The organism is Amycolatopsis sp. TRM77291 (assembly GCF_054166285.1).
On sequence record NZ_JBSZHF010000001.1, the window covers coordinates 3,147,059 to 3,167,880 of the forward strand.

The following is a 20,822-nucleotide window of genomic DNA, read 5'->3' on the forward strand; positions in this document are numbered from 1 at the left end:
GGTAACCAGAATGTGAAACCGCTTCTGGAGCGCCTTTCATATTCGCACACGTGTTCGATTCCTGGTATTCTTGCGGGGTGTCCAACCAACGAATCCTCGAACCGCCGCAGGAGCTGTGGCGCGCCGGTGCGCGCGAGCTCGCGCACGGCGTGATCGAGCGGTTGTCGGTGGCACGGCAGGCTTTGGCGGAGGTCGGACAGTACCTCGCCGAGATCGAATCCCGTGGCCCGATGGAGTTGTTCGGGCACGGCTCCACGGCGGGCTGGTTCGCCGAAGCCGCACGCATCAGCCCGAATGAAGCCAGCGACACCGTGACGCGGGCGTTGGCGGTGAACGAGAGCCGAAACCTCGACGGCACCCCCGCCCCGGCGTTCGCGCCGATCGCCGGAGCCGCCGCGGCCGATGGGGATCTCGGGCACCAGCAACTCGACCCCATCCTCGCCGTGCTGAAGAAAATCCCCGCCGAGGTGTCGGCCGAGGACCGGTCCGGAGCGGAACAGATCCTGGTCAACCTGGCCCGCCACGCCGGGCCCCGGGAGATCACCAACGTCGGCGCCGACCTGCTGGCGCACCTGGATCCCGACGGCAATGAACCGAAGGACGAGGACCTGAAACCACCCTCACGTGAGGTCCATCTCCGCAAGCGCGACGACGGCTGGTGGCGATTGAACGGCCTGCTGGACCCCGAATTCGGGGCCCGGGTCAACGTCCTGTTCGACACCTGGGGACAACGAAGACCCATCGACCAGGACGGCAACCGCGACCCCCGCACGCCGGGCGAGCGCAATGGCGACGCGTTGTTCGACGCCATCCACTACGCGATGACCAACGAGAAGGCGCCTACGTTGTCCGGGGACCGGACCACCATCGTCGTCACCATCCCCTTGGAAACCCTGACCTCCGGACTCGGAGCGGCCTGCGTAGACGGAGTCACCAGGATCACCGCACGGCACGCGCGGATGCTGGCCTGCGACGCGAGAATCATTCCCGCGGTGCTCGGCTCCGAGAGCGAACCGCTCGACATCGGCCGCGCCACCCGGTCCGTCAGTCCCGCCCAACGCCGCGCGCTGAACCTCCGCGACCACGGCTGTGCCTTCCCCGGCTGCCATCGACGCCCCAAACACTGCGAAGCCCACCACATATTGCCGTGGGGCCAACTCGGCGACACCGACCTGAACAACCTCTGCCTACTCTGCCGCTACCACCACATGGTCATCCACGGACAATCCGGCTGGAAAGTCCAGATCACCGACGGCCGACCCGAATTCATCCCGCCCCAATACCTCGACCCACTACAAACACCCCGCCGCAACCACCGCTGAACCCGAGGAGCCCGCCGACCACCACCGGCGACGGGCCCTTCGGCATGCCCACGTGTCAAGAGACCGACGACACTCATATCGCCTCGTCGCGGGCCGTCCGGACTGAGCCCCGAGGCGTGTCGCGAAAGCCACTTTCGGGACATCTAACGTCGCGAAAGTGGCTCGCGAAAGCCACTTTCGGGACATCTAACGTCGCGAAAGTGGCTTTCGCGACACGCCTCGCCACCCGACGGAGCACACCGCCCTCGCCGAACCCCCGAACAAGGTTCCGTCGTCCGTCCACTCTGGACTCAACGCCGACTTCAGTGAATCCCCCGCCGCCGATTCGCAGCGAGCAGCGCGACGATGCTCAACGAGGCCGTCGCCAAAAGATAGTAACCAGGCGAAACCGGGGATCCGGTGGCCGCGATCATCGCGGTCGCTATGGTCGGCGTGAATCCGCCGAAGATCCCGACGGTGGCGTTGTAGGCGAACGAAAGCCCTGTCGCCCTGGTGTGCGCCGGGAACACATCGGCCATCACCGACGGAAGCGCGCCGAAGTAGGTCGCCTTCAGCAGCCCCAAGATCGTCATCGTGATCGTGAGGGTCAGGAACGACGGCGAGGTGGTGACCCACAGGTACAGGGGCACCACGCCGGCCCCGATCACCGCCGCTGCCCCGATCATGATCCTGATGCGGCCGTGCCGGTCGGTGAGCAGCCCGACGATCGGCGTCACCACGGTCAGGATGGCGGCGGTGATCATCAGGGCGACGAACGACAGCGAGTCGTCCAAGCCGAGGTTCTTGATCGCGAAAGTCGGCAGCGACTGAAGGATGAAGTTCAGCGAGGTCGAGACGACCAGCGCACCCCCGGCGATCAGCAGGCCGCCCCACTGGAAGCGGAACAGCGACCGGACCGGCGTGGACGTCGGCTGTTCCTCCTTCGTGGTCTCGGGTTCGTCGACGTGGCGCCGGATGTAGTAACCGACCGGGCCGACGAGCAGCCCGAAAACGAACGGGATCCGCCAGCCCCAGGACGTCATCGCGTCGTCGCTGAGCGCGGCGGTCAGCCCGGCGGCGAACCCGGCGGACATCAGGGTCGCGAAACCCTGGCTGGCGAACTGGAAGCTGCCGAGGAAACCCTTGCGGCGATCGTCCTGTTCGATCAGGAACGACGTGGCCGCCCCGAATTCGCCGCCCGCCGCGAAGCCCTGGATCAGCCGCGCCACGATCACGCCGACCGGGGCGAGGAAACCGATCGTCGCGTAACTCGGCATCACCGCCAGCAGGAACGTCCCGGCGACCATCAGCCAGATGCTCAGCACCAGCGCCTTCTTGCGGCCGAACCGGTCGGCGTAGGCGCCGAGCACGAGACCGCCGAGCGGACGCACCAGGAACGTGATGCCGAAGACCGCGTACGCCTGCACGAGCTGGACGGCGGCGTTCCCGCCCGGAAAGAAGGTCTTGCCGATGTAGGCCGCCATGAGCGCGTACACGCCGAGGTCGAACCATTCGAGCGCGTTGCCGATCGTCGCGGCGGCGATCGCGCGCCGCGTGGACGACGGCGTGCGCGGCCTCGCCACCGTCCGCTCGCTCATCATTCCTCCCCGCCGCGCCGTCCGAGCGCGTGGAACAGTGCCGCGGCCAGGACGATCCCCTCGCGCGCGATCGGCGCGAGCAGGTGTTCGTCGGGCGCGTGCTGCAGGCATCCGGGATAGGAGTGCGGCAGCCACAGTGTCGGGAGGCCGAGGAGGTCGGTGAACACGTGGTTCGGCAGTCCTCCGCCGAAGCTCGGCAGGATCGCCACGCGCCGGTCGGAAACCTCGTCGAGGACGCTCTTCGCCCAGGCCACCCACGGGTCGTCGACCGGGGTGCGGCTGGCGCGGAAACTGCCTTCGGCGGTGACGTCGACCATGGAAAACCCTTGTGCGGCAAGGTGTTTCGTGATCGCCTCGCCCACCCCGTCGACGTCGGTGCCCGCGACGTAGCGCAGTTGCAGCATCGCCCGTGCGCGGCCGGGGATGGCGTTGACCGGCCGGTCGATGTCCGCGGCACCGAGCGAGAGGACTTCGAGGGTGTTCCAGCCGTACAGCCGCTCCGCCGCGGTCAGCCCGGTGTCACCCCAGATCGCGTCCAGCGCCGGATCGCCCGGTTTGTCGCCGATCTCGAGTTCGGCGAGCGCCGCGCGGACGCTGTCTGGGAGCCCGGGCGGCAGGAGTTCCGGCACCTGGACGCGGCCGTGCCCGTCGACGAGACAGGCGATCGCCCCGGCGAGGGTGGTGGCGGGGTTGCGCAGCACACCACCCCAGTTCCCCGAGTGGTAGGCGTCGGGGCGGAGATCGACGTCGAGGGCGATCCGGACACTGCCCCGCGCGCCGAGGAACAGCGTCGGCGTCGCCGCGTCCAGGCGTGGGCCGTCGGACGCGATGAGGACGTCGGCGCTCAGTGCCTCCCGGTGCGCCGAAACGAACTCGTCCAGGCCCGGCGAGCCGATTTCCTCCCCGGTCTCGAACAGGAACTTGAGGTTGAACCCGAGCGAACCCTTCTCGGCGAGGAGCAGCCTGAGCGCGGCCAGGTTGACCAGGTGCTGCCCCTTGTTGTCCGCCGAACCGCGGCCGTACCAGCGCTCGCCGTCTGCGGTCAGCGTCCACGGGTCCCGGCCGTCGTTCCACCGGCCTTCGTGCCCGTCGACGACGTCGGCGTGGCCGTAGCACAGGAGTGTCGGCAGGTTCGGGGACTCGACGCGGGTACCGATCAGGAACGGGCCGCCGTCCGGGCCGGGATTCGGGTACGTCTCCACGGAACAGCCGAGCGCGGTGAGCGCCGGGGCCAGCACCTCGTCGAGGTATGCCTTGATGGCAACGCGACCGCTCGGATGATCACTCACGGTCGGATACCGGACGAGCTCGGCGAGTTCGGCGAAGAACGCCCCCGAATCGACGTGCTCGTGGGCTTTCGCGACCAGTTCTGCAGGGATCACCGCGTTGTCTCCCGATTCGCTCGACGGGTGTCGCAGTGGAGCGTAAGTCGGTTTGCGCACCCTGACCATTGCCGTTTACCGTGCTCCGCGTTCTCATTGCGGCAAACCTGCGGAGATCTGATGCGACTTCTGCCGATAGCGTTGACGTACTTCCTCGAAGTCGCGCGCACCGGCTCGGTATCCGAAGCGGCGACGGAACTGACGGTGGCGCCCTCGGCGATCAGCCGCCAGATCGCCAAACTCGAAGCGGGTCTCGGGGTGCCGTTGTTCGTCCGGCATCCACGCGGCATGGTGCCGACCGAGGCCGGGACCCGGCTGCTCGACCATGTCCGGCGCAGCGAGGCGGAATCAGCCGTCCTCGTCGACGAACTCCGCACCGGCCGCGGCCTGCACGCCCGGTCCCTGACGGTCGCCTGCTCCGAGGGGTTCGCCCGCCGCGTGGTCCCGCAGGCGATCGCCGCCTTCCGGCGCGACCACGACGTCACCTTCCACATCGACGTCGTCACCAGGGACGAGGCGACCCGGCGGGTGCTCGAAGGCGCGGCCGACGTCGCCGTCACGTTCGCGACCGGGCCCCAGCACGGGGTGCGGGTCGAGAGCGCGGTCGTCGTCCCGGTGTACGCGATCGTCCCGCTCGATCATCCGCTGACCAGTCGCGAGTCCGTCGGACTCGCCGAACTGTGCCGGCATCCGCTCGCGCTCCCGGCGCCGGGCCAGAGCCTGCGGGACCTGTTCGACATCGCCGCCCGGATCGAGAATCTCGCCGCCCATCCGGTGCTGGAGTGCAACGAACTGAGCCCGAAGTACGAGTTCGTCCGCTGCGGCGGCGGGATCGCGCTCGTCGGCGGCCTGGGTGACGTCGAGCAGGACGCGGCCACCGAAGGCGTCGCCTACGTCCTGCTCGACAACGCCGTGTTCCGCAAACGCGAAGCCCAGGTGCAGACCATGGCGGGCCGGACGTTGTCGTTGGCGGCCATGCGGTTCACCGCGCTGCTGACGTCGTTCGTCCGCCCGCCGGTCAGCCGATCAGCACCCCGGGATTGAGGATCCCGGCCGGGTCGAGCGCGGATTTGGCGGCGGCGAGCGCCGCGGCGAACGGGCCGGGACGCTGCCGGTCGTACCAGGGCCGGTGATCGCGGCCGACGGCGTGGTGATGGGTGATCGTGCCGCCGTGGCCCTCGATCGCCTCGGAGACCGCGGCCTTGATCTCGTCCCACTGGGCGACCGTGCTCCCCCAGCGTCCGGCGGCGTAGATCCCGTAATAGGGCGCGGGACCGTCGGGGTACACGTGGCTGAACCGGCACGTGACGACACCGGCGCCGCCGCACACGTCGTCGATCGCGGCGCGTGCCGCCGAGATGATCGCGTCGTGGAATTCCGGGAAGTCGTCCCAGGTGCAGGCGGTCTCGAAGGTCTCCACGATCAGCGACCGGCGGGCGAGCGCGTCGCGTTGATAGGGCATCCGCAGGAACGACGACCGCCACGTCGAAGCGCTGTCCTTCCCCGTGGATTCCTTGCCGCGCCTGGCTTTCACGACACCACCGTGCCCGGCGGCCAGTTCCAGCGCACGATCTAGCCAGGTGTCGACCGGGTGATCGGCGGATTCGAACGCGACCAGCAGGAGGCCTCCGCCCACACTCGCGCCCGCGTTGATGAACGCCTCCGCCGGGTCGAGCAGCCGGCAGTTCGACGGATGGAGCCCGGACTGCGCGATCGCGCGGGTGGCGGCGACCGCGTCCTCCTGCCGTTCGAAGGCGACGGACGCGGTCACCTGCCACACCGGCCGGTCCTGCAGGCGCATCCAGGCTTCGGTGATCACGCCGAGCGTGCCCTCGGAACCGAGGAACATCCGGTCCGGCGAAGGTCCGGCGCCCGAGCCCGGCAGGCGTCGCGATTCGCTCATCCCGGCGGGCGTGACGACGCGCAGCGATTCGGTGAGATCGTCGATATGCGTCGCGAGCGTGGCGAAATGCCCGCCCGCGCGGGTGGCGAGCCAGCCGCCGAGTGTCGAATGGGCGAACGACTGCGGGAAATGCCGCAGGGTGAGCCCCAGCGGGCGAAGGCGGTCTTCCAGCGCCGGCCCGAAGATCCCGGCCTGGATCCGCGCCGCGCGGCTGACCGTGTCCACTTCGAGCACGTCGCCGAGGCCCGCCAGATCCATCGAGACCGCCGGGGCGTCGAACCGCGGCTCGACCCCGCCGACCACGGAACTGCCGCCACCGTAGGGAATCAGCGGCGTACCGGAAGCGGTGCACCAGTCGAGGAGGTCGACGACGTCCTGCTCCGTGCGCGGACGGGCGACCAGATCCGGGACGTGGTCGACCTGCCCGAGCAGATTGCGGACGACGTCGCGGAACGCCTTGCCGCGGGCGTGGGACAGCCGGTCGGCCGGTACTTCACTGCACAACGCGGCGAGCGTCGCGGGCGGGCGGATCCGCGATGCCGGGACGCCGAGGTCCGCCGGGTCGGGCGGGGCGTGGTCGGTGAAGTCGTGACCGGGCAGCACACCGGAGGTGCGGGCCACCAGCGCGTCGGACTCCTCGCGGGACAGTGCGCCGTCGAGGGTGCCCCAGCCCCACCATGACCGCTCTTCGGTCGGCATCGTCGCCTCCGGTTGATCTGACTCCCCAGTAAGTTACTTATCGGTCAGTTACCGTGTCAACGAATACCGCTAACGTGTGCCGTCGTGGCACCAGGCCCGCTGATCTACCTCGACGTCGATGGCCCCCTCATTCCGTTCGGGCTGGAACCTTCCCGCTACCCGTTGTTCGACCCTTCGCCGCGGGATGACGAGAATCCGCTTCTCGGCAGGCTCGACCCCTCGCACGGTGCGCACCTGAAGGCACTCCCCGGAGAACTCGTCTGGGCCACGACCTGGCTGCACGACGCCAACGACTCCCTCGCCCCGAGACTCGGCCTGCCGCGCTTGCCGGTGCTGGACTGGCCCGAGCCGTCCGACACCGACGAGGCCGACGCCCGCATCGGCCTGCACTGGAAGATCCGGCCCCTGCTGGAGCACGCCCGGGGCCGTCCGTTCGCCTGGGTCGACGACGAGATCTCCGAGATCGATCGCGAGTGGGTGGCCTGCCACCACGCCGGGCCCGCCCTGCTGCTCCGCGTCGATCCCCGGCGCGGCCTGACCGGCGCCGACTACCGCGAACTCGGCGAGTGGCTGCGGGAATCCCGCCACTCCTGACACACAGGACAGCTCTCCCGCCCAGGACCGATTCGAGGCCTTCGACGCTTTACAACGTTGTATCAACGATGTAAAAACATCCTGACGGCCAGCCGTGGCCCGGCTCACACCGGTTCCCCCCGGCCACGGGGTCGTGGTTTCACGCCTGCACAAGTCCAGTGGGAGGCGCACCTCCGCCGAGGCGGCCGCCCCCGGAGAAGGGTGTCGAGCAGATGTTGCCAACGTTGTCACAACGTCCCCGGAGGCCGAGACGCTTCCGGAAGCCCCTGACCGCCGCGGTGGTCGCCATAACCGCCCTGGCCTTGACGTCGGGGGCCGCGACGGCCGCGGAGAGCGGCTGGAAGATGGGCAAGCCACGCCTGACCACCCCGTGGACGAACCAGGTGTCGCCCACCAACGCGTTGCCCGAGTACCCCCGCCCGCAACTGGTGCGCGAGAACTGGCAGAACCTCAACGGGGTCTGGGAGTTCGCCGGCGCCGCGCCCGGCGAGGTCCCGCCCTTCGGGGAGAAGCTCGCCGAGAAGATCCTAGTCCCCTACCCCACCGAATCGGCGCTTTCCGGGATCCAGCGGCACGAGGACTTCATGTGGTACCGGCGCACGTTCACCGTGCCCCGGCACTGGAACGTCGGCAGGGACAACACGCTCCGGATCAACTTCGGCGCCGTCGACTACAAGGCGAAGGTCTACGTCAACGGCAAGGAGGTCGCCGCGCACCAAGGCGGCTACGGCGCGTTCTCCGCGGACGTGACTTCGGCGCTGAAACCCCATGGCGAACAAGAGATCATCGTCGGCGTCGAGGATCGTGCCGACGCGACCTGGCAGCCCGTCGGCAAGCAGCGGCTGGTTCCCGACCGGGGGATCTTCTACGAGGGTGCCTCGGGCATCTGGCAGACGGTCTGGATGGAACCGGTCGCGGCGAAGCACATCGGCACGCTCGGCATGGTCCCCGATCTCAAATCCTCGACGCTCAAGCTCACCGTCGACACCGGTGGGAACTCCGGGCTCACCGTCGAGGCCGTGGTGCGCGACGGCAGGAAGGTGGTGAGCCGCACCAAGGCGTCCGCTGGCGGAACGATTTCCCTGCCCGTGCCCACGGCGAAGCTCTGGTCGCCGGATTCGCCGTTCCTCTACGACCTCGACGTCGAACTGAAGGACGGCCGCCGCACCGTGGACAAGGTGTCGTCCTACTTCGGCATGCGCGAATTCGGCACCGCCAAGGGCGCCGACGGCAAGCTCCGGTTCACCCTGAACGGAAAGATCCTCTTCCTCCAGTCCACTTTGGACCAGGGCTACTGGCCGGACGGCATCTACACCGCGCCGACCGATCAGGCGCTCCGCTTCGACCTCGAACAGCACAAGGTCCTCGGCTTCAACACCGTCCGCAAGCACATCAAGACCGAACCCGACCGCTGGTACCACCACGCCGACAAACTCGGCCTGCTCGTCTGGCAGGACATGCCGTCGATGCGCACCGGCGGACGGCCGCCCGCCGACGCCCAGCAGCAGTTCCAGGTCGAGCTGAAGGAACTGGTGGAGCAGAAGAAGAACTGGACCTCGATCGTCGGCTATGTGCCGTTCAACGAGGGCTGGGGCGAGTGGTCGCGCGAGACCACCGGCAAGATCGCCGACGACGTCAAGGCCCAGGATCCGACCCGGCTGGTCAACGCGCACAGCGGCGTCAACTGCTGCGACTCGCTCGGCGACTCCGGCAAGGGTGACGTCATCGACTGGCACGCCTACCCCGGCCCCGCCAAGCCGATGCCCGACGCCAAGCGGATTTCGATCGACGGCGAACACGGCGGCTACGGCCTCGAAGTCGAGAACCACATGTGGTTCGGCGAAGGCCACGCCTACGAGATGGTGAAGGACCAGGCGACGCTGAACAGCCGCTACGTCCAGAACCAGCGCGATGTACTCGCGTCGGCGCAGAGCTGCGGTATCAGCGGCTCGATCTACACGCAGATCACCGACGTCGAGCACGAGGTCAACGGCTTCTTCACCTACGACAGGCAGGTGAAGAAGATGGACTTCGCGCAGGTGCGCGCGGTCAACCAGGCGATCATCCGCAACGCCGACGGCAGCGGCTCCGGCGCTCCGGACCCGGGCCCCGGCACCCCGGGGATCGACGGCGTGCACGCCTACAAGTTCGACGAGGGCACCGGATCCAGCGCCAAGGACTCGGTCGGCACCGCGCACGCCACGCTGACCAACGCGCAGTGGGCAGGCGGCGTCCAGGGTGGCGCGCTGGCCTTCGCGGGCAACGGGCAGGCCGACACCGGGACGAACCTCGTGAACACGGCCGGCAGTTACTCGGTTTCGGCGTGGGCCAAGCTGGATGAGGCCGGCGGCGCGTTCCAGACCGTCGTCAGCCAGGACACCGGCCGCGACAGCGCGTTCTTCCTGCAGTACTCCGGACAGGACCAGCGGTGGGCGATGAGCTTCATCGGCCTCCGTGCCCTGTCCCCGGAGAAGCCGGAGGTCGGCCGCTGGTACCACCTGACCGGTGTCCGCGACGCCAAGGCGGGCACGTTGTCGCTCTACGTCGACGGCAAGAAGGTCGCCGCGCAGAACGCCTGCTCCGCCGCACCGAGCACCGGGCACACGGTGATCGGCCGCGGCCAGTACGGCGGTCAGCAGGTCGACTTCCTGCGCGGCGCGGTGGACGACGTCCGGCTCTACGACCGGCCGCTGACCGACGCCGAAGTCGCGACGCTCGCGAAGCGCGACTGAGCCCGGACACGCGGCGCCGGGGTCACTCCCGGCGCCGCGTGCCGTCCACCCACTCCCGCACGATGTCGCCGAGCACGGGCAGCGGCACCTGTCCGTTCTTCAAGACGACGTCGTGGAAATCCCGGATGTCGAAGGCTTCGCCCAGCCGCCCCTCGGCGAAGGCGCGTAACCGCTGGATTTCCAGCCTGCCCGTCATGTACGACAGGGCCTGCCCGGGCCATTCGATGTACCGGTCGGTCTCGGATTGCACCTCCACGTCGCTGAGCACACAGTGTTCGGCGAGGTAGTCCACGCACTGCTGCCGGGTCCAGCCCAGCGCGTGCAGTCCGGTGTCCACCACGAGCCGCGCCGCGCGCAAGGAGTCCTCGGCGACCATGCCCAGCCGCATGACGTCGTCGGAGTAGAGACCCATTTCGTCGGCGAGCCGCTCGGTGTAGAGCGCCCAGCCTTCGTCGAAGGCCGAGAGCGGGACGAGTCTGCGCAGCCGGGGCACGTCCTCCAGCTCGTAGGACACACAAGCCTGGAAATGGTGCCCTGGAACGGCTTCGTGGAAGGCGACCGACTCGGCGATGAACCGGAACCGTTCGGTCACCCGGTAGGTGTTGGTGGAGTAGACGCCGGGCCGGGCACCGTCGGCCGACGGCGGCATGTAGTACGCCTGCGCGGCCGAGGGCCCGTCGGCTTCCGGCACGGCGCGGACCACGCATTCGGCCGAGGGCACCCGGCGGAACCAGGCGGGCGCGGCGGCGGTGGCCCGCGCGACCGCTTCCGTCGCGGTCGTGATCATCTCGTCCGCGTCCCGCCAGCACAGCGAAGGATCGGTGCGCATCCGTCGCCGGACCGCGACGGGGTCGTCCTCGCCGAACACGGCCGCACCGAGCCGCCGGTACTCGTCGTCCAGCGCCCGGCCGAGCGCGAGACCGGTCTCGTGCAGTTCCTCCGGCGAGATCCCGGTGGTGGTGTGCGTCTTGACCAGGCCCGCGTAGCTCTCCTTGCCGCCGTCCAGCCAGCAGAGACCCGGCCGATCGTCGGGACGGCCGTGTCCGGCGATCTCGCGGGCGAGCACCTCGCGATAGGCGATGAGTGCCGGCCGCGCATTCTCGGCGAACAGCCGCTGTCGTCGCTCCGCGCGGTCGCCGGTCAGCGGCGGGACGAGCAGCGGGTTGGGCTCGGCGGCCAGGAACCGGTCGACGTGGCCGATCGCGCCGCGCACCGCCCGTTCCACCGGGGTCCGGCCCGCCGCGACCCCGGCGCGGTGGCGGTCGGCCAATGCCGCGAAGAACTCCGGGAACGCCGCCAGCCTGGCCAGATAATCCTCTTCCGCCTGCTCCCCCGAGGGCGCGAGCTGCGGAAGCCAGGACAGCACCCCGGTCCCTTCAGCAGTCATCTGGTCGGCGAGGACGAACTCGGTCAGCCGTGAGTCCAGCCTGGTCAGCAACGATTCGGCGTGGTGGGCGATCACCGCGAGGGTGATCCGGTCCGGATCCGCGGACCGGGCGGCCTGCCCGGCGATGCGGACGGCTTGCTCCCTCAGCCGGTCGTCACCCGCCTCCGAGACGTCCCGCAGCTCGTGATCGTGTCCCGGGACATTGTCGAAGGTCGCCATCAAGGGCATCTCGGCCGCGAGGACGTCGAGGAGTTCGTCGGCAAGCTCCGCCGCTGTGGGCTGTTCGCTCATATCCGACGACTACCAGAATCAGCGCGGCGTCCGCCCGCAGTTGTTCGCACTCGCAAAAACGAATCGGCGTCGAGAACGTCACGACCTCTCATCGGTCACGTATCCGGGTAACCCCATCTCCGGATACGCCGACCTCTTCGCAGGGAGGCACCGATGACCACCACGAATTCTTCCGCCCGTCCGCGCGATCTCCGCCTGGCCCTCTGTATGCGTGGCGGTGTCAGCCTCGCCGTATGGATGGGCGGCGCCTGCCGGGAAATAACGGCACTCCGTTCCGCCGACAGTTCCCAGGCGGCGCCGGACGCGGTGACCGCACGGGATATCACCCAGCGCGCCATTTACCGGAAAATCCTCGCGGTCGCCGATTACGACCACGTCGATGTCGACGTCATCGCCGGGACCAGCGCGGGCGGTCTCAACGGCGCCCTGCTCGCCAGTCATCTCGTCTACGGAATGCGCTTCGACGACGGGATTCGCGACATCTGGCTCAAGCTGGGCGATCTCGAGTTGCTCACCCGGCATCCAGGGCACGGGATACCGCCGTCCTTGCTCGACGGCGACGACGGTTTCTACGCCAGGCTCTCGGAACAACTGAAACAATTGCTCGACACCTCCACGTGCCGCCGCTTGCGCACCGACGACTCTCCCCGTCTCGTCCGCCTGATCCTCACGGCCACGAGATTGTTTCCCCGCAACGAATACCTGCGTCCTTCCGTCGGACAGGCCCTGCTGGCGAGCTGGTCACAGGCACACCTCGCCTTCCGCCATTACCGGACCGAATGCGGCGTCGCACACCCGATCTTCAGCGATTTCCCCGCCGGTTCGACGGCACATCTCGACCGGCTCGCCTATGCCGCGCGGACGACGTCGTCGTTCCCCGGTGCCTTCGAACCGGCGAGGCTGACGGTGACCGGACCCGAGATCGTCGACGGCGAGCCGTGGCTCGACGCCGTCGGCACGTGCAGCGAGACCGGCGTCCCGGACGCGAGCGGTACGCAGGCCCAGCTGATGGACGGCGGAGTCCTCGACAACATCCCGCTCTCCTGGGCCATCCGCGCCGTCGCCGGCGCGCCCGCGCAAGCGCCGGTCGACCGCTGGCTGCTCTATCTGCAGCCGGTTCCCCCGACACCGGCCAAACTTCCCGCGAACAGCAAGGAACAGGGTTCGCTCGCCCGGCTGGCACGAGTGGTCAAAGCCTTGATCCGCACCAAGATGAACAGCGAGACCTTGCTGGACGACGCGGCCGAACTGAGCGACGCCTGGACGTCCGCGCAACGGCTGCACGGCACCGCCGGAGGCCTTCCGGGTGACCCGGGCCTGGCGAACCTTCCCGGCAAGAGGGCACGCCGGAAGCTGATGCCCCGCTACGCCGAGGCCGTGGCGTCCGTGGAGGCCGACCGTCTGGCGAGACTGGTCGACGACCCGATCTCCCTGACCGGCCCCGATCCCCTGCCGATCCCCGACAGCCGCACGTTCACCTCCGGGCAGGCCGCGGCCCCGATCCTCGAACTCCTGCGGGGTCCCGCCGTCCCCGACCTCGTCTGCGTGCCCGGCGCGAACAGGCTCACCGTCTCATGGTTCCGTTCCCTGCTGGCGCCCGCCCGCGCCGTCGCGCTGGTCCTGGACTGGGTCCAGGCCATCGAAGCAGGGCAAAACCTGGACCCGGTCCAGAAGAACGCTCTCAGTTCGATCCGCGACAAACTCTATGAGACCCGCTTCGCCTGCGAAGTCCTCCTCGCCTGCCGGGACCGGCTGCTCCTGCGAGGTGGTTCGCCGGATTTCGAGGTCCTGCCCTGGGTCATGGCCGCCTGCCGCCGGCTCTCCGGTTTCATCGCCGCCGCGGGTGGGCTCCCCGCAGGCGGAAACTGGTGCTGTGTCATCGCCGATGTCGCCGAACACGCCGTCCAGGCGGACCTGCTGCCCGTCGAACCGGGCTTCCCGGAGCCGTTCCTCACCCCGGTCTGGAACCGGGTGGGGGAACTGGCCGGTGACCTGGTCGCCGAACTGGGCGAACGCGCGAAGGTCCCCGGGTTCACCGCGCTCTACGAGGCGGCGTGCATCGACCTGGCGAGGACACTCGATGTCTTCGCCGTGGCCGAGATCCTGATCGGCCCGCTCCGCCCCGATCCGCTCTCCGAACCGAGCCGGATCCGGGTGCACGCCATGTCGGCGATCGCCAAGAGCCCGTTGGAGCCGATCCTGCTGGCCGAGGAGCCGGTCGACGACGTCCAACGCGTCGAGCGCAAACTCAGCGGCAACCAGTTGATGAACTTCGCGAGCTTCCTGTCTTCGCGCTGGCGGCTCAACGACTGGACCTGGGGCCGTCTCGACGCGGCGTGCTCGCTGGTCGACGTCGTCGCCAGAAGCGAGCGTCTCCAGGCGAAAGACGAAACCCAACTCGTCGAGTGGCTCCGAGCGCTCTACGCCGAGCACTACGTCCATGTCTTCGGCAAGACCTCGGACGATCTCGACGCGCGCCCTGAACTGGCGGGTCTCATCGGCCCCTGGGAAGCACTCGGCGTGACCCCGGCGAACGTCCGGCACAAGCTCCCGATCCTGCTCACCACCTGGCTGCACTGGAACATCCTGCAGCAGGAGATCCCGCTGCTCACCGGACTGGCCGAACTGCGGAACAACGGCGACGTCCCGCCGACCGCCGAGCAGCTCAAGGAAGCGACCGGGACGTCGGTCGCCCGGCTCTCGGACAAAGCCCAGGTGCTGGGGAAGGTCGGCGCGGAGACGGTGCGCGTGCTCTTCAAACGCCCCCATCTCCGGCGGGCGGGGCTCCGCCTCGGCCTGGTCACCTGGCGCGCGATCCAGCCCGCGGGCACGAGCAAGGGCGCCAAACTGGGGCGGACGCTGTTCGCGCTGGCCAAGCCCATGGTCGTGCCCCCGCTGCTGATCGGCTTTCTCGCTCCTTTGCTGAGCGTCGCCGCCGGGTTGCTGGCCTGGGGTGCGGTGTCCGTCGCCACGGACGAGTGGTTCAGCATGCCCGGTCACCTCTTCCTGGCGATCGGGATCGGCTTCGCGGGCGGGTACTGCTGCTGGCACTACCTGACCGACAAAGGCGGCGCGACCCCGCTCCGCAGAGTGGCCACGTTCGCGCTGGGCTCGCTCCTGTACCTGCTCGGCCTCGGCCTGCTCCTGCGGGGCGCCGATCTGCCGTGGGAGTTCGGGCCCTGGGCACGTGCCGTCTGGGTCGGCGTGCTGAGTGCTTCGAGCGTCCTGGTCTCGTTGTGGGGTGTCACCGCCATCAGCATCCGGAGCGGACGCGGACGGCGGCTCACCTTCGTCGGGCTCACCGTGCTCATCCCGGCGCTCCTCGCCTCGACCTTGACCGCGCTGGCGTCCGTGCTGTTCTGGCCCGGAGATCCGCTCACCGGCTGGGCGGCGGCGGGGATCCTCTACGCCACGATCGCTTGGGAGACGATCATGCTGACCAGGTACTTCCCGGATCCGCCGTCCGCGCAGTCGTCCGAGGCCCGACGCGAACGCTGAGGCGTGCGCCACAAGCTCCACATGGTCGGACTTCCGACTTTTAGGGTGGCTTCGTGAACGACGTCCAATTCCTCGTCGAGAGCGGAATCGGCCGGATCACGCTGAACCGGCCGCGTGCGCTGAACTCGCTGAACCACGGCATGGTCCTCGCCATGCTCGACCACCTCGAAGCGTGGCGCACCGACCCGGGTGTCCGCGCCGTGCTGATCGACGGCGCCGGTGATCGCGGGCTCTGCGCGGGCGGCGACATCCGCGCCATCTACGAGGACGCCCGAGGTGGAGGTACCGCGTCCCTGCGGTTCTGGGCCGACGAATATCGCCTCAACACCGTGATCTCGCGCTATCCGAAGCCCTACATCGCGCTGATGGACGGGCTCGTCATGGGCGGCGGGGTCGGCGTCTCCGCGCACGGCAGCCACCGGATCGTCACCGAACGCTCCCGGGTCGGCATGCCCGAGACCGGGATCGGTTTCGTCCCGGACGTCGGCGGCACGTACCTGTTGTCCCGCACGCCCGGCGAACTCGGGACGCATATGGCGCTCACGGCCGGGGCGATCTCCGGGCCCGACGCGATCCACTGTGGACTCGCCGACCATTTCGTGCCCAGCGAACGGATCCCGGACCTGCTCGACGCGCTGGCGGCCCGCACACCGGACGATGTGCTGAAGCTGATCGCCGAACCAGCACCGCCGAGCACGCTGGCCGTGGACGCCGGCTGGATCGATCGGTGCTATGCGGCGGACACCGTCGAGGAGATCCTGGCCAGGCTCCACGCCGAAGGTGACGCCGCGGCCACCGCGGCCAAGGAGATCGAGGCGAAGTCGCCGACCGCGCTGAAGGTGACCCTGCGGGCACTGCGGTCGGCCGCCGCGATGCCCGATCTGGAAACCGCGCTGGCGCAGGAACTCCGGATCTCGACCCACGCGCTCTCGACCGCCGAGTTCGCGGAGGGGATCCGAGCGCAGATCATCGACAAGGACCGCTCCCCGAAGTGGTCCCCCGCCACGCTGTCCGAAGTGGACGACGAGCTCGTCGGCGGCTACTTCGCCCGACCGGTGATCGCCCGGTAGAGCGGTCGCAGCAGGGCGGTGACCGAGGTTCCGTCCACTGTGGCCTGAAGCGGCGGGACCTCGTCGAGCAGTCCCGATGGGTCCCCGGCCCGCGGCCGTCGCGTGTTCGTGACGTCGCCGGCCGGGCCCCAGGCGAAGAAGTCGTCCATCACCTCGTCGAGCGCTGGGGTCTCGGCCTCCGCCGGCGGGGCGGTCACCCGGGCGCCCGCCTGCCGCCCGATCTCTTCAAGCAAGGCCGTGCGGTCGCGTCCGCGGAGCGCGAAGATCGCGAACGGGTCCGCCTCCTCTTCGAGTGCGATCAGTCCGGCGACGAGGTGATCGCAGGGCACGCGGGTGCCGGGACAGGTGCAGTCCAGCGACAGTTCCCACGCCGCCTCGGGGAACAGCGGCACCTGCTCGGCGGCGAAGAAGCGATCGATGTCGTCCGGGATCCGGCCGTCGAGCAAGGCCGTCCTCGCGGTCTCGTCCGCGACGATGGCGGCGGCGACCGCCGTCCACACCTGCTTGCCGAACGTCGGCAGCCCGATGCGGACCTCGTAGAAGCGTTGCCGGGTCACCCGGACGACGGCGACCGCGGCGCCGGGACCGATCGTGAGCGTGTCGACCCGACAGGGCGGTACGAGTCCTTTGTGGACACCCAGTTCGCCGAGCGCACGGCGGAATCCGTCAGTCATCGGCCGCCTCCCGCCCGAGCGCGAAGACCTCGCGCAGCGAATCGGTGGACAGCTCCGTGAGCCAGTCCTCCCCGTCGGTGACGACGAGGCCTGCCAGCGCCTCCTTCTTCGTGATGACGGCGTCGATCCGTTCCTCGATGGTGCCGGGGCAGACGAACTTCCGCACCTGGACGCTGTGCCGCTGGCCGATCCGGAAGGCGCGGTCGGTGGCCTGCTCCTCGACCGCCGGATTCCACCACCGGTCGAGATGCAGGACATGGGTGGCCGCGGTGAGCGTCAGCCCCGCTCCCCCGGTCTTCAGTGACGCGAGCAGGATCGACGGGCCCTCGCCCGACTGGAAGTGCTCGACGATGGAGTCGCGGCGCCGCTGCGAAAGCCCGCCGTGCAGGAAGGCGATCTTCGCGTTCAGCCGATGCGAAAGATGCGGTACGAGCAAGTGCCCGAATTCCGCGAACTGGGTGAAGCACAACGCGCGATCACCGGCCTCCAGGATCTCCGCCAGCAGCTCTTCGAGCCGGTTGACCTTGCCAGAGCGGTGCCCGATCGGCGAGCCGTCGTGCAGCAGATGCGCGGGATGGTTGCAGATCTGCTTGAGCTTGGTGATCGCCGCGAGGATGTTGCCGCGCCGTTTGACCCCGGCGCTGTCGGCGATCTTGGTCATCATCTCGTCCACGGTGGCGCGGTACAGCGTCACCTGTTCGCGGGTGAGGCGGTACTCCTGGAGTATCTCGATCTTCTCGGGAAGATCGGCGAGCACGGTGGGATCGGTTTTGAGGCGCCGCAACAGGAAGGGCCGGGTCAGCCGGCGCAGCTCGGTGGCCGCGGAGAGATCGCCCCGGCGCTCGATGGGCACCTCGAACCGCTCGCGGAACTCCTGCCTGCCCCCGAGCACGCCGGGGTTGAGCAGATCCGAAAGCGACCACAGATCCGCGAGCCGGTTCTCCACCGGGGTCCCGGTCAGCGCGATCCGGTGCCCGGCGGGGATCCGGCGCAGGGCCTGCGCGGGCCCGGTGTTCTGGTTCTTGACCGCCTGCGCCTCGTCGAGCACCATCCGGTGCCACCGGATGGCCGCGAGTTCGTCGGCGTCGCGGGCGGCGGTGGAGTAGGTGGTGACGACCAGGTCCGCGCCGTCGGTCCGGACGCGTCCGCGATCCGCGCCGTGATGGAGGTGGACACGCAGTTCAGGCGCGAATTTGGCGGCTTCCCGCTGCCACGTCCCGAGCAGCGACATCGGGCAGACCAGCAGGGTCGGCCGCCGGTCGGCCTGCGCCCGCTCGATCGCTTCGAGTGCGAGCAGCTGGACGGTCTTGCCGAGCCCCATGTCGTCGGCGAGGCAGGCCCCGAGCCCGATCGACGTCATGAACGAAAGCCATGCCACGCCGCGGCTCTGGTACGGCCGCAGGGTCGCCAGGAACGTCGGCGGCGGCTCCACCGGCTCGATCGTGCGCTGGACTCGGCCGGCGAGGAAGTCGTCGATCCAGCCGTCGGTGGTGACCTCGGTGACCGGCAGCGGTGTTTCGAAGCCGCCGCGGAGCAACGCCAGCAGGTCCGCCGGGGTGGGCAGCGGCGGCTTCTCGCGGTCCGGGTCGCGGCGGAGGTATTCGAGACCGGCGCGCAGCAGTTCGGGGTCCACGCTCACCCAGCGGCCGCGCAACCGGACCAGTGACGACTTCGCGGCCGCGAGCCCGGCGAGTTCTTCGTCGGTCAGCGCGTCCTCCCCGACCGCGAGCGCCCAGCGGTAGGAGGCGAGCTGGTGACGGCCGAGCCGGTGCACTGCGGCCTGGTCGACCGGCGCGCCGCGGACCGAGAGCTTGAGCGCGAGCTTGCGCCTGCCGCCCCAGCTCGCCGGGAGCTGGACGTCGAATCCGGCCGCCACCAGGCGGTCCGCGCCGCCGTCGAGGAACTCCACGGTTTCGGCGACGGTGAGGTCGTAGATGCCCGGCTTCTCCACCTCGACCGCGGGGCCGAGCAGCGGCAGCACGCCGGCGGCGCGCTCCAGCTCGGCGCTGAACAGGCCCTCGGGATCGGTGAACCTGGCACCGACCTTGCCGGACCAGACGTCTTCCGCCGGGAGCAGGAGGCTCGGATCGGCGGTGGAGCGCAGGAGGAAGCGCAGCTGCCACTTGGTCCCGTCGCCGGTCTGGTCGTCGGGGTCGTCGGCCGGGCCGTGCAGGGTGGGAACCTCGTCGAGCCGGAAGCAGACGGTGCCCTCGGTCAGATCGGTGTCGCCGACGGCGTCCCAAGCGGCGATGCCCTCGGCGACGATGCCCATACGTCCCGGAGCCTGGCCGATCCGGTCGTCCGCGCTCTTCAGCGCGTGGAGCCACGACCCGAACGGGCCCTCGCGGCCATCGCTTTCCGTGACGTGTCCGGCGGCGGCGAGGCGATCGCGGACCGCGGCGTCGACCAGGGTGTGGAGCGCGTCGGTGACGAGCGCCGCCGGATCGGGCCCGGGATGCTCGGCCCGGCCGACCGGCGGCGTGGCCGCGATCAGCGCCCGGACCGCGACCGCGTCCCCGCCCCTGGCCACCGGCCGCCAGCGCGCCCGCGCCACGATCTCGTCGCGCACGAGCGTGGGCAGCACACGGCCGCGGCGCACCAGATCGTCCGCCAGCCGGACGACGGCGCGCAGATGGCGGACCGAGGTGCCGTAGCCGACCATCTCGGCCAGGTCCTCCAGCTCCGAAGGATCTACCAGGAGCGCGGGCACCGACCAGGGTTCCAGCGTCAGTTCCTGCTGCGGACGACCGCGGACGCCCAATTCGGGCGAGGCGACCGGGCCGCCGCGCCGCGACGGAAGCAGCAGGACGGCCGACGCCGGTTTGCCGGGGTGCAAGGCGGTCAGATCCGCGACCGACGCGGCGAACGGATGCGGCCGGGCCGCGCTCGACGGCCGCATCGACGTCGTCGCCGGGCGGTCGCCGTGCTCGCCCCAGAGCACGATCCCGCGGCCACGGGACCACAGGCCGTGCACGACGAGTGGCGACATGGTCCTCCTTCCGCGGTCTGGTCCCTCCAGCATGCCCGGGACCGATCAGCGTCCGGTCAGCGAGGCGCTTTAGGGTTCGCGGGTGACCGTTCTGACCGCGATCGAGCCGAGCGAGAGCCTGATCGTCCTCGGCCCCTCGAAGGCGAAGAACCGAGGCGGCGACGCGCCCGCGGGATCCGACGCGCTTTGGCCCGAGCCGATGCTCCGCGCGCGGGCCGAAGTCCTGACGCGGTCCAAGGTCGACGACGGCGGCCTGCGGCCCGCGTGGCTCCGCTACACCGGGAACTTCTACCGGAACGTCGGTGGCGCCCTCGGCGAGGCCGCCGCGTCCGGGCGGCTGCTGATTCTCAGCGGCGGCTACGGAATCCTGCGCGCCGACGAACCGATCTCCTCCTACGACCGGAGACTCAAGCTCGGCGACTGGCCGCCGGGAGTGCTCGAAGACGCCGTGCTCGGGGAGGCACGGCGCATCGGGGCGGCGAACGTGGTCACGTTCGTGTCCGCCAGCGCCGACTACGCGAAGCTGGTCCGGCGAATCCCTTGGCACACCACGGAAATCGGCGGCGTGCTGGTCACGATCGACTTCCACGGCGGCGGCGCGCAGGTCGAGGTGCCGCGGCGGCTGGCTCAAGCCTTCGGCGCGTGGTGGCGGCGTTCGCCGTCGGACTACCCTCCGGGGATGGTCACCGAAGTCCTCGGGTGAA

At 69.6% G+C, this 20,822-nt stretch carries 13 protein-coding genes; 7 read left to right on the forward strand and 6 right to left on the reverse strand.

Annotated elements, in window-relative coordinates:
- The first annotated feature begins 77 nt into the window (after positions 1-77).
- On the forward strand, positions 78-1,322 hold the full coding sequence (locus tag ACXIZN_RS14860; protein ID WP_457955062.1) for a DUF222 domain-containing protein: 1,245 nt from the start codon (positions 78-80) through the stop codon (positions 1,320-1,322).
- Positions 1,323-1,624: 302 nt separating this feature from the next.
- Here the strand turns inward: ACXIZN_RS14860 and ACXIZN_RS14865 are convergent, their stop codons facing one another.
- Both ACXIZN_RS14865 and ACXIZN_RS14870 read right to left on the reverse strand, forming a co-directional pair.
- Complete coding sequence (locus ACXIZN_RS14865; RefSeq protein ID WP_457955064.1) at positions 1,625-2,899, reverse strand: MFS transporter; 1,275 nt, start codon at positions 2,897-2,899, stop codon at positions 1,625-1,627.
- Positions 2,899-4,281 carry a M20 family metallopeptidase gene (locus tag ACXIZN_RS14870; RefSeq protein ID WP_457955066.1) on the reverse strand — a complete coding sequence of 461 codons (1,383 nt, stop codon included), beginning with the start codon at positions 4,279-4,281 and terminating at the stop codon, positions 2,899-2,901. Before ACXIZN_RS14870 ends, ACXIZN_RS14865 begins: the two co-directional genes overlap by 1 nt.
- A 120-nt stretch (positions 4,282-4,401) precedes the next feature.
- Here ACXIZN_RS14870 and ACXIZN_RS14875 point away from each other — a divergent pair, with 120 nt between their 5' ends.
- Entirely contained in the window at positions 4,402-5,325 is a 924-nt protein-coding gene (locus tag ACXIZN_RS14875; RefSeq protein WP_457955068.1) for a LysR family transcriptional regulator, read from the forward strand.
- Here ACXIZN_RS14875 and ACXIZN_RS14880 read toward each other — a convergent pair.
- Positions 5,300-6,883 carry an FAD-binding oxidoreductase gene (locus ACXIZN_RS14880; RefSeq protein WP_457955070.1) on the reverse strand — a complete coding sequence of 528 codons (1,584 nt, stop codon included), beginning with the start codon at positions 6,881-6,883 and terminating at the stop codon, positions 5,300-5,302. The genes ACXIZN_RS14875 and ACXIZN_RS14880 overlap by 26 nt on opposite strands.
- 84 nt (positions 6,884-6,967) lie before the next feature.
- Here ACXIZN_RS14880 and ACXIZN_RS14885 point away from each other — a divergent pair, with 84 nt between their 5' ends.
- Positions 6,968-7,477, forward strand: coding sequence for an HAD domain-containing protein (locus ACXIZN_RS14885; protein ID WP_457955072.1), 510 nt, complete (start codon positions 6,968-6,970; stop codon positions 7,475-7,477).
- Positions 7,478-7,755: 278 nt separating this feature from the next.
- Complete coding sequence (locus ACXIZN_RS14890) at positions 7,756-10,209, forward strand: LamG-like jellyroll fold domain-containing protein (protein WP_457960520.1); 2,454 nt, start codon at positions 7,756-7,758, stop codon at positions 10,207-10,209.
- Positions 10,210-10,231: 22 nt separating this feature from the next.
- On the opposite strand, the gene ACXIZN_RS14895 is transcribed toward ACXIZN_RS14890, so the two are convergent.
- Positions 10,232-11,887, reverse strand: coding sequence for a DUF885 domain-containing protein (locus tag ACXIZN_RS14895; RefSeq protein ID WP_457955073.1), 1,656 nt, complete (start codon positions 11,885-11,887; stop codon positions 10,232-10,234).
- Positions 11,888-12,040: 153 nt separating this feature from the next.
- Here ACXIZN_RS14895 and ACXIZN_RS14900 point away from each other — a divergent pair, with 153 nt between their 5' ends.
- Both ACXIZN_RS14900 and ACXIZN_RS14905 read left to right on the forward strand, forming a co-directional pair.
- A complete protein-coding gene (locus tag ACXIZN_RS14900; protein WP_457955074.1) occupies positions 12,041-15,385 on the forward strand; it encodes a DUF3376 domain-containing protein in 3,345 nt (1,114 codons plus the stop codon).
- A 53-nt stretch (positions 15,386-15,438) separates the two neighbouring features.
- On the forward strand, positions 15,439-16,455 hold the full coding sequence (locus ACXIZN_RS14905) for an enoyl-CoA hydratase/isomerase family protein (protein WP_457955075.1): 1,017 nt from the start codon (positions 15,439-15,441) through the stop codon (positions 16,453-16,455).
- On the opposite strand, the gene ACXIZN_RS14910 is transcribed toward ACXIZN_RS14905, so the two are convergent.
- Positions 16,425-17,129: an SWIM zinc finger family protein gene (locus ACXIZN_RS14910; RefSeq protein WP_457955077.1), complete on the reverse strand. Its 705-nt coding sequence runs from the start codon at positions 17,127-17,129 to the stop codon at positions 16,425-16,427. The genes ACXIZN_RS14905 and ACXIZN_RS14910 overlap by 31 nt on opposite strands.
- Positions 17,122-20,118 (reverse strand): DEAD/DEAH box helicase, encoded by a 2,997-nt coding sequence (locus tag ACXIZN_RS14915; RefSeq protein WP_457955079.1) that lies wholly within the window; start codon positions 20,116-20,118, stop codon positions 17,122-17,124. Before ACXIZN_RS14915 ends, ACXIZN_RS14910 begins: the two co-directional genes overlap by 8 nt.
- An 82-nt stretch (positions 20,119-20,200) precedes the next feature.
- Between ACXIZN_RS14915 and ACXIZN_RS14920 the strand changes: the two genes are divergently transcribed.
- Positions 20,201-20,821, forward strand: a complete 621-nt coding sequence (locus ACXIZN_RS14920) for a hypothetical protein (RefSeq protein WP_457955080.1) — start codon at positions 20,201-20,203, stop codon at positions 20,819-20,821.
- The last annotated feature ends 1 nt before the right edge of the window (position 20,822 follow it).

Coding starts and splice junctions, on each gene's coding strand:
- ACXIZN_RS14865 (WP_457955064.1), bottom strand. CDS start 2,899: ATGAGCGAGCGGACGGTGGCGAGGCCGCGCACGCCGTCGTCCACGCGG.
- ACXIZN_RS14875 (WP_457955068.1), top strand. CDS start 4,402: ATGCGACTTCTGCCGATAGCGTTGACGTACTTCCTCGAAGTCGCGCGC.
- ACXIZN_RS14880 (WP_457955070.1), bottom strand. CDS start 6,883: ATGCCGACCGAAGAGCGGTCATGGTGGGGCTGGGGCACCCTCGACGGC.
- ACXIZN_RS14895 (WP_457955073.1), bottom strand. CDS start 11,887: ATGAGCGAACAGCCCACAGCGGCGGAGCTTGCCGACGAACTCCTCGAC.
- ACXIZN_RS14900 (WP_457955074.1), top strand. CDS start 12,041: ATGACCACCACGAATTCTTCCGCCCGTCCGCGCGATCTCCGCCTGGCC.
- ACXIZN_RS14910 (WP_457955077.1), bottom strand. CDS start 17,129: ATGACTGACGGATTCCGCCGTGCGCTCGGCGAACTGGGTGTCCACAAA.
- ACXIZN_RS14915 (WP_457955079.1), bottom strand. CDS start 20,118: ATGTCGCCACTCGTCGTGCACGGCCTGTGGTCCCGTGGCCGCGGGATC.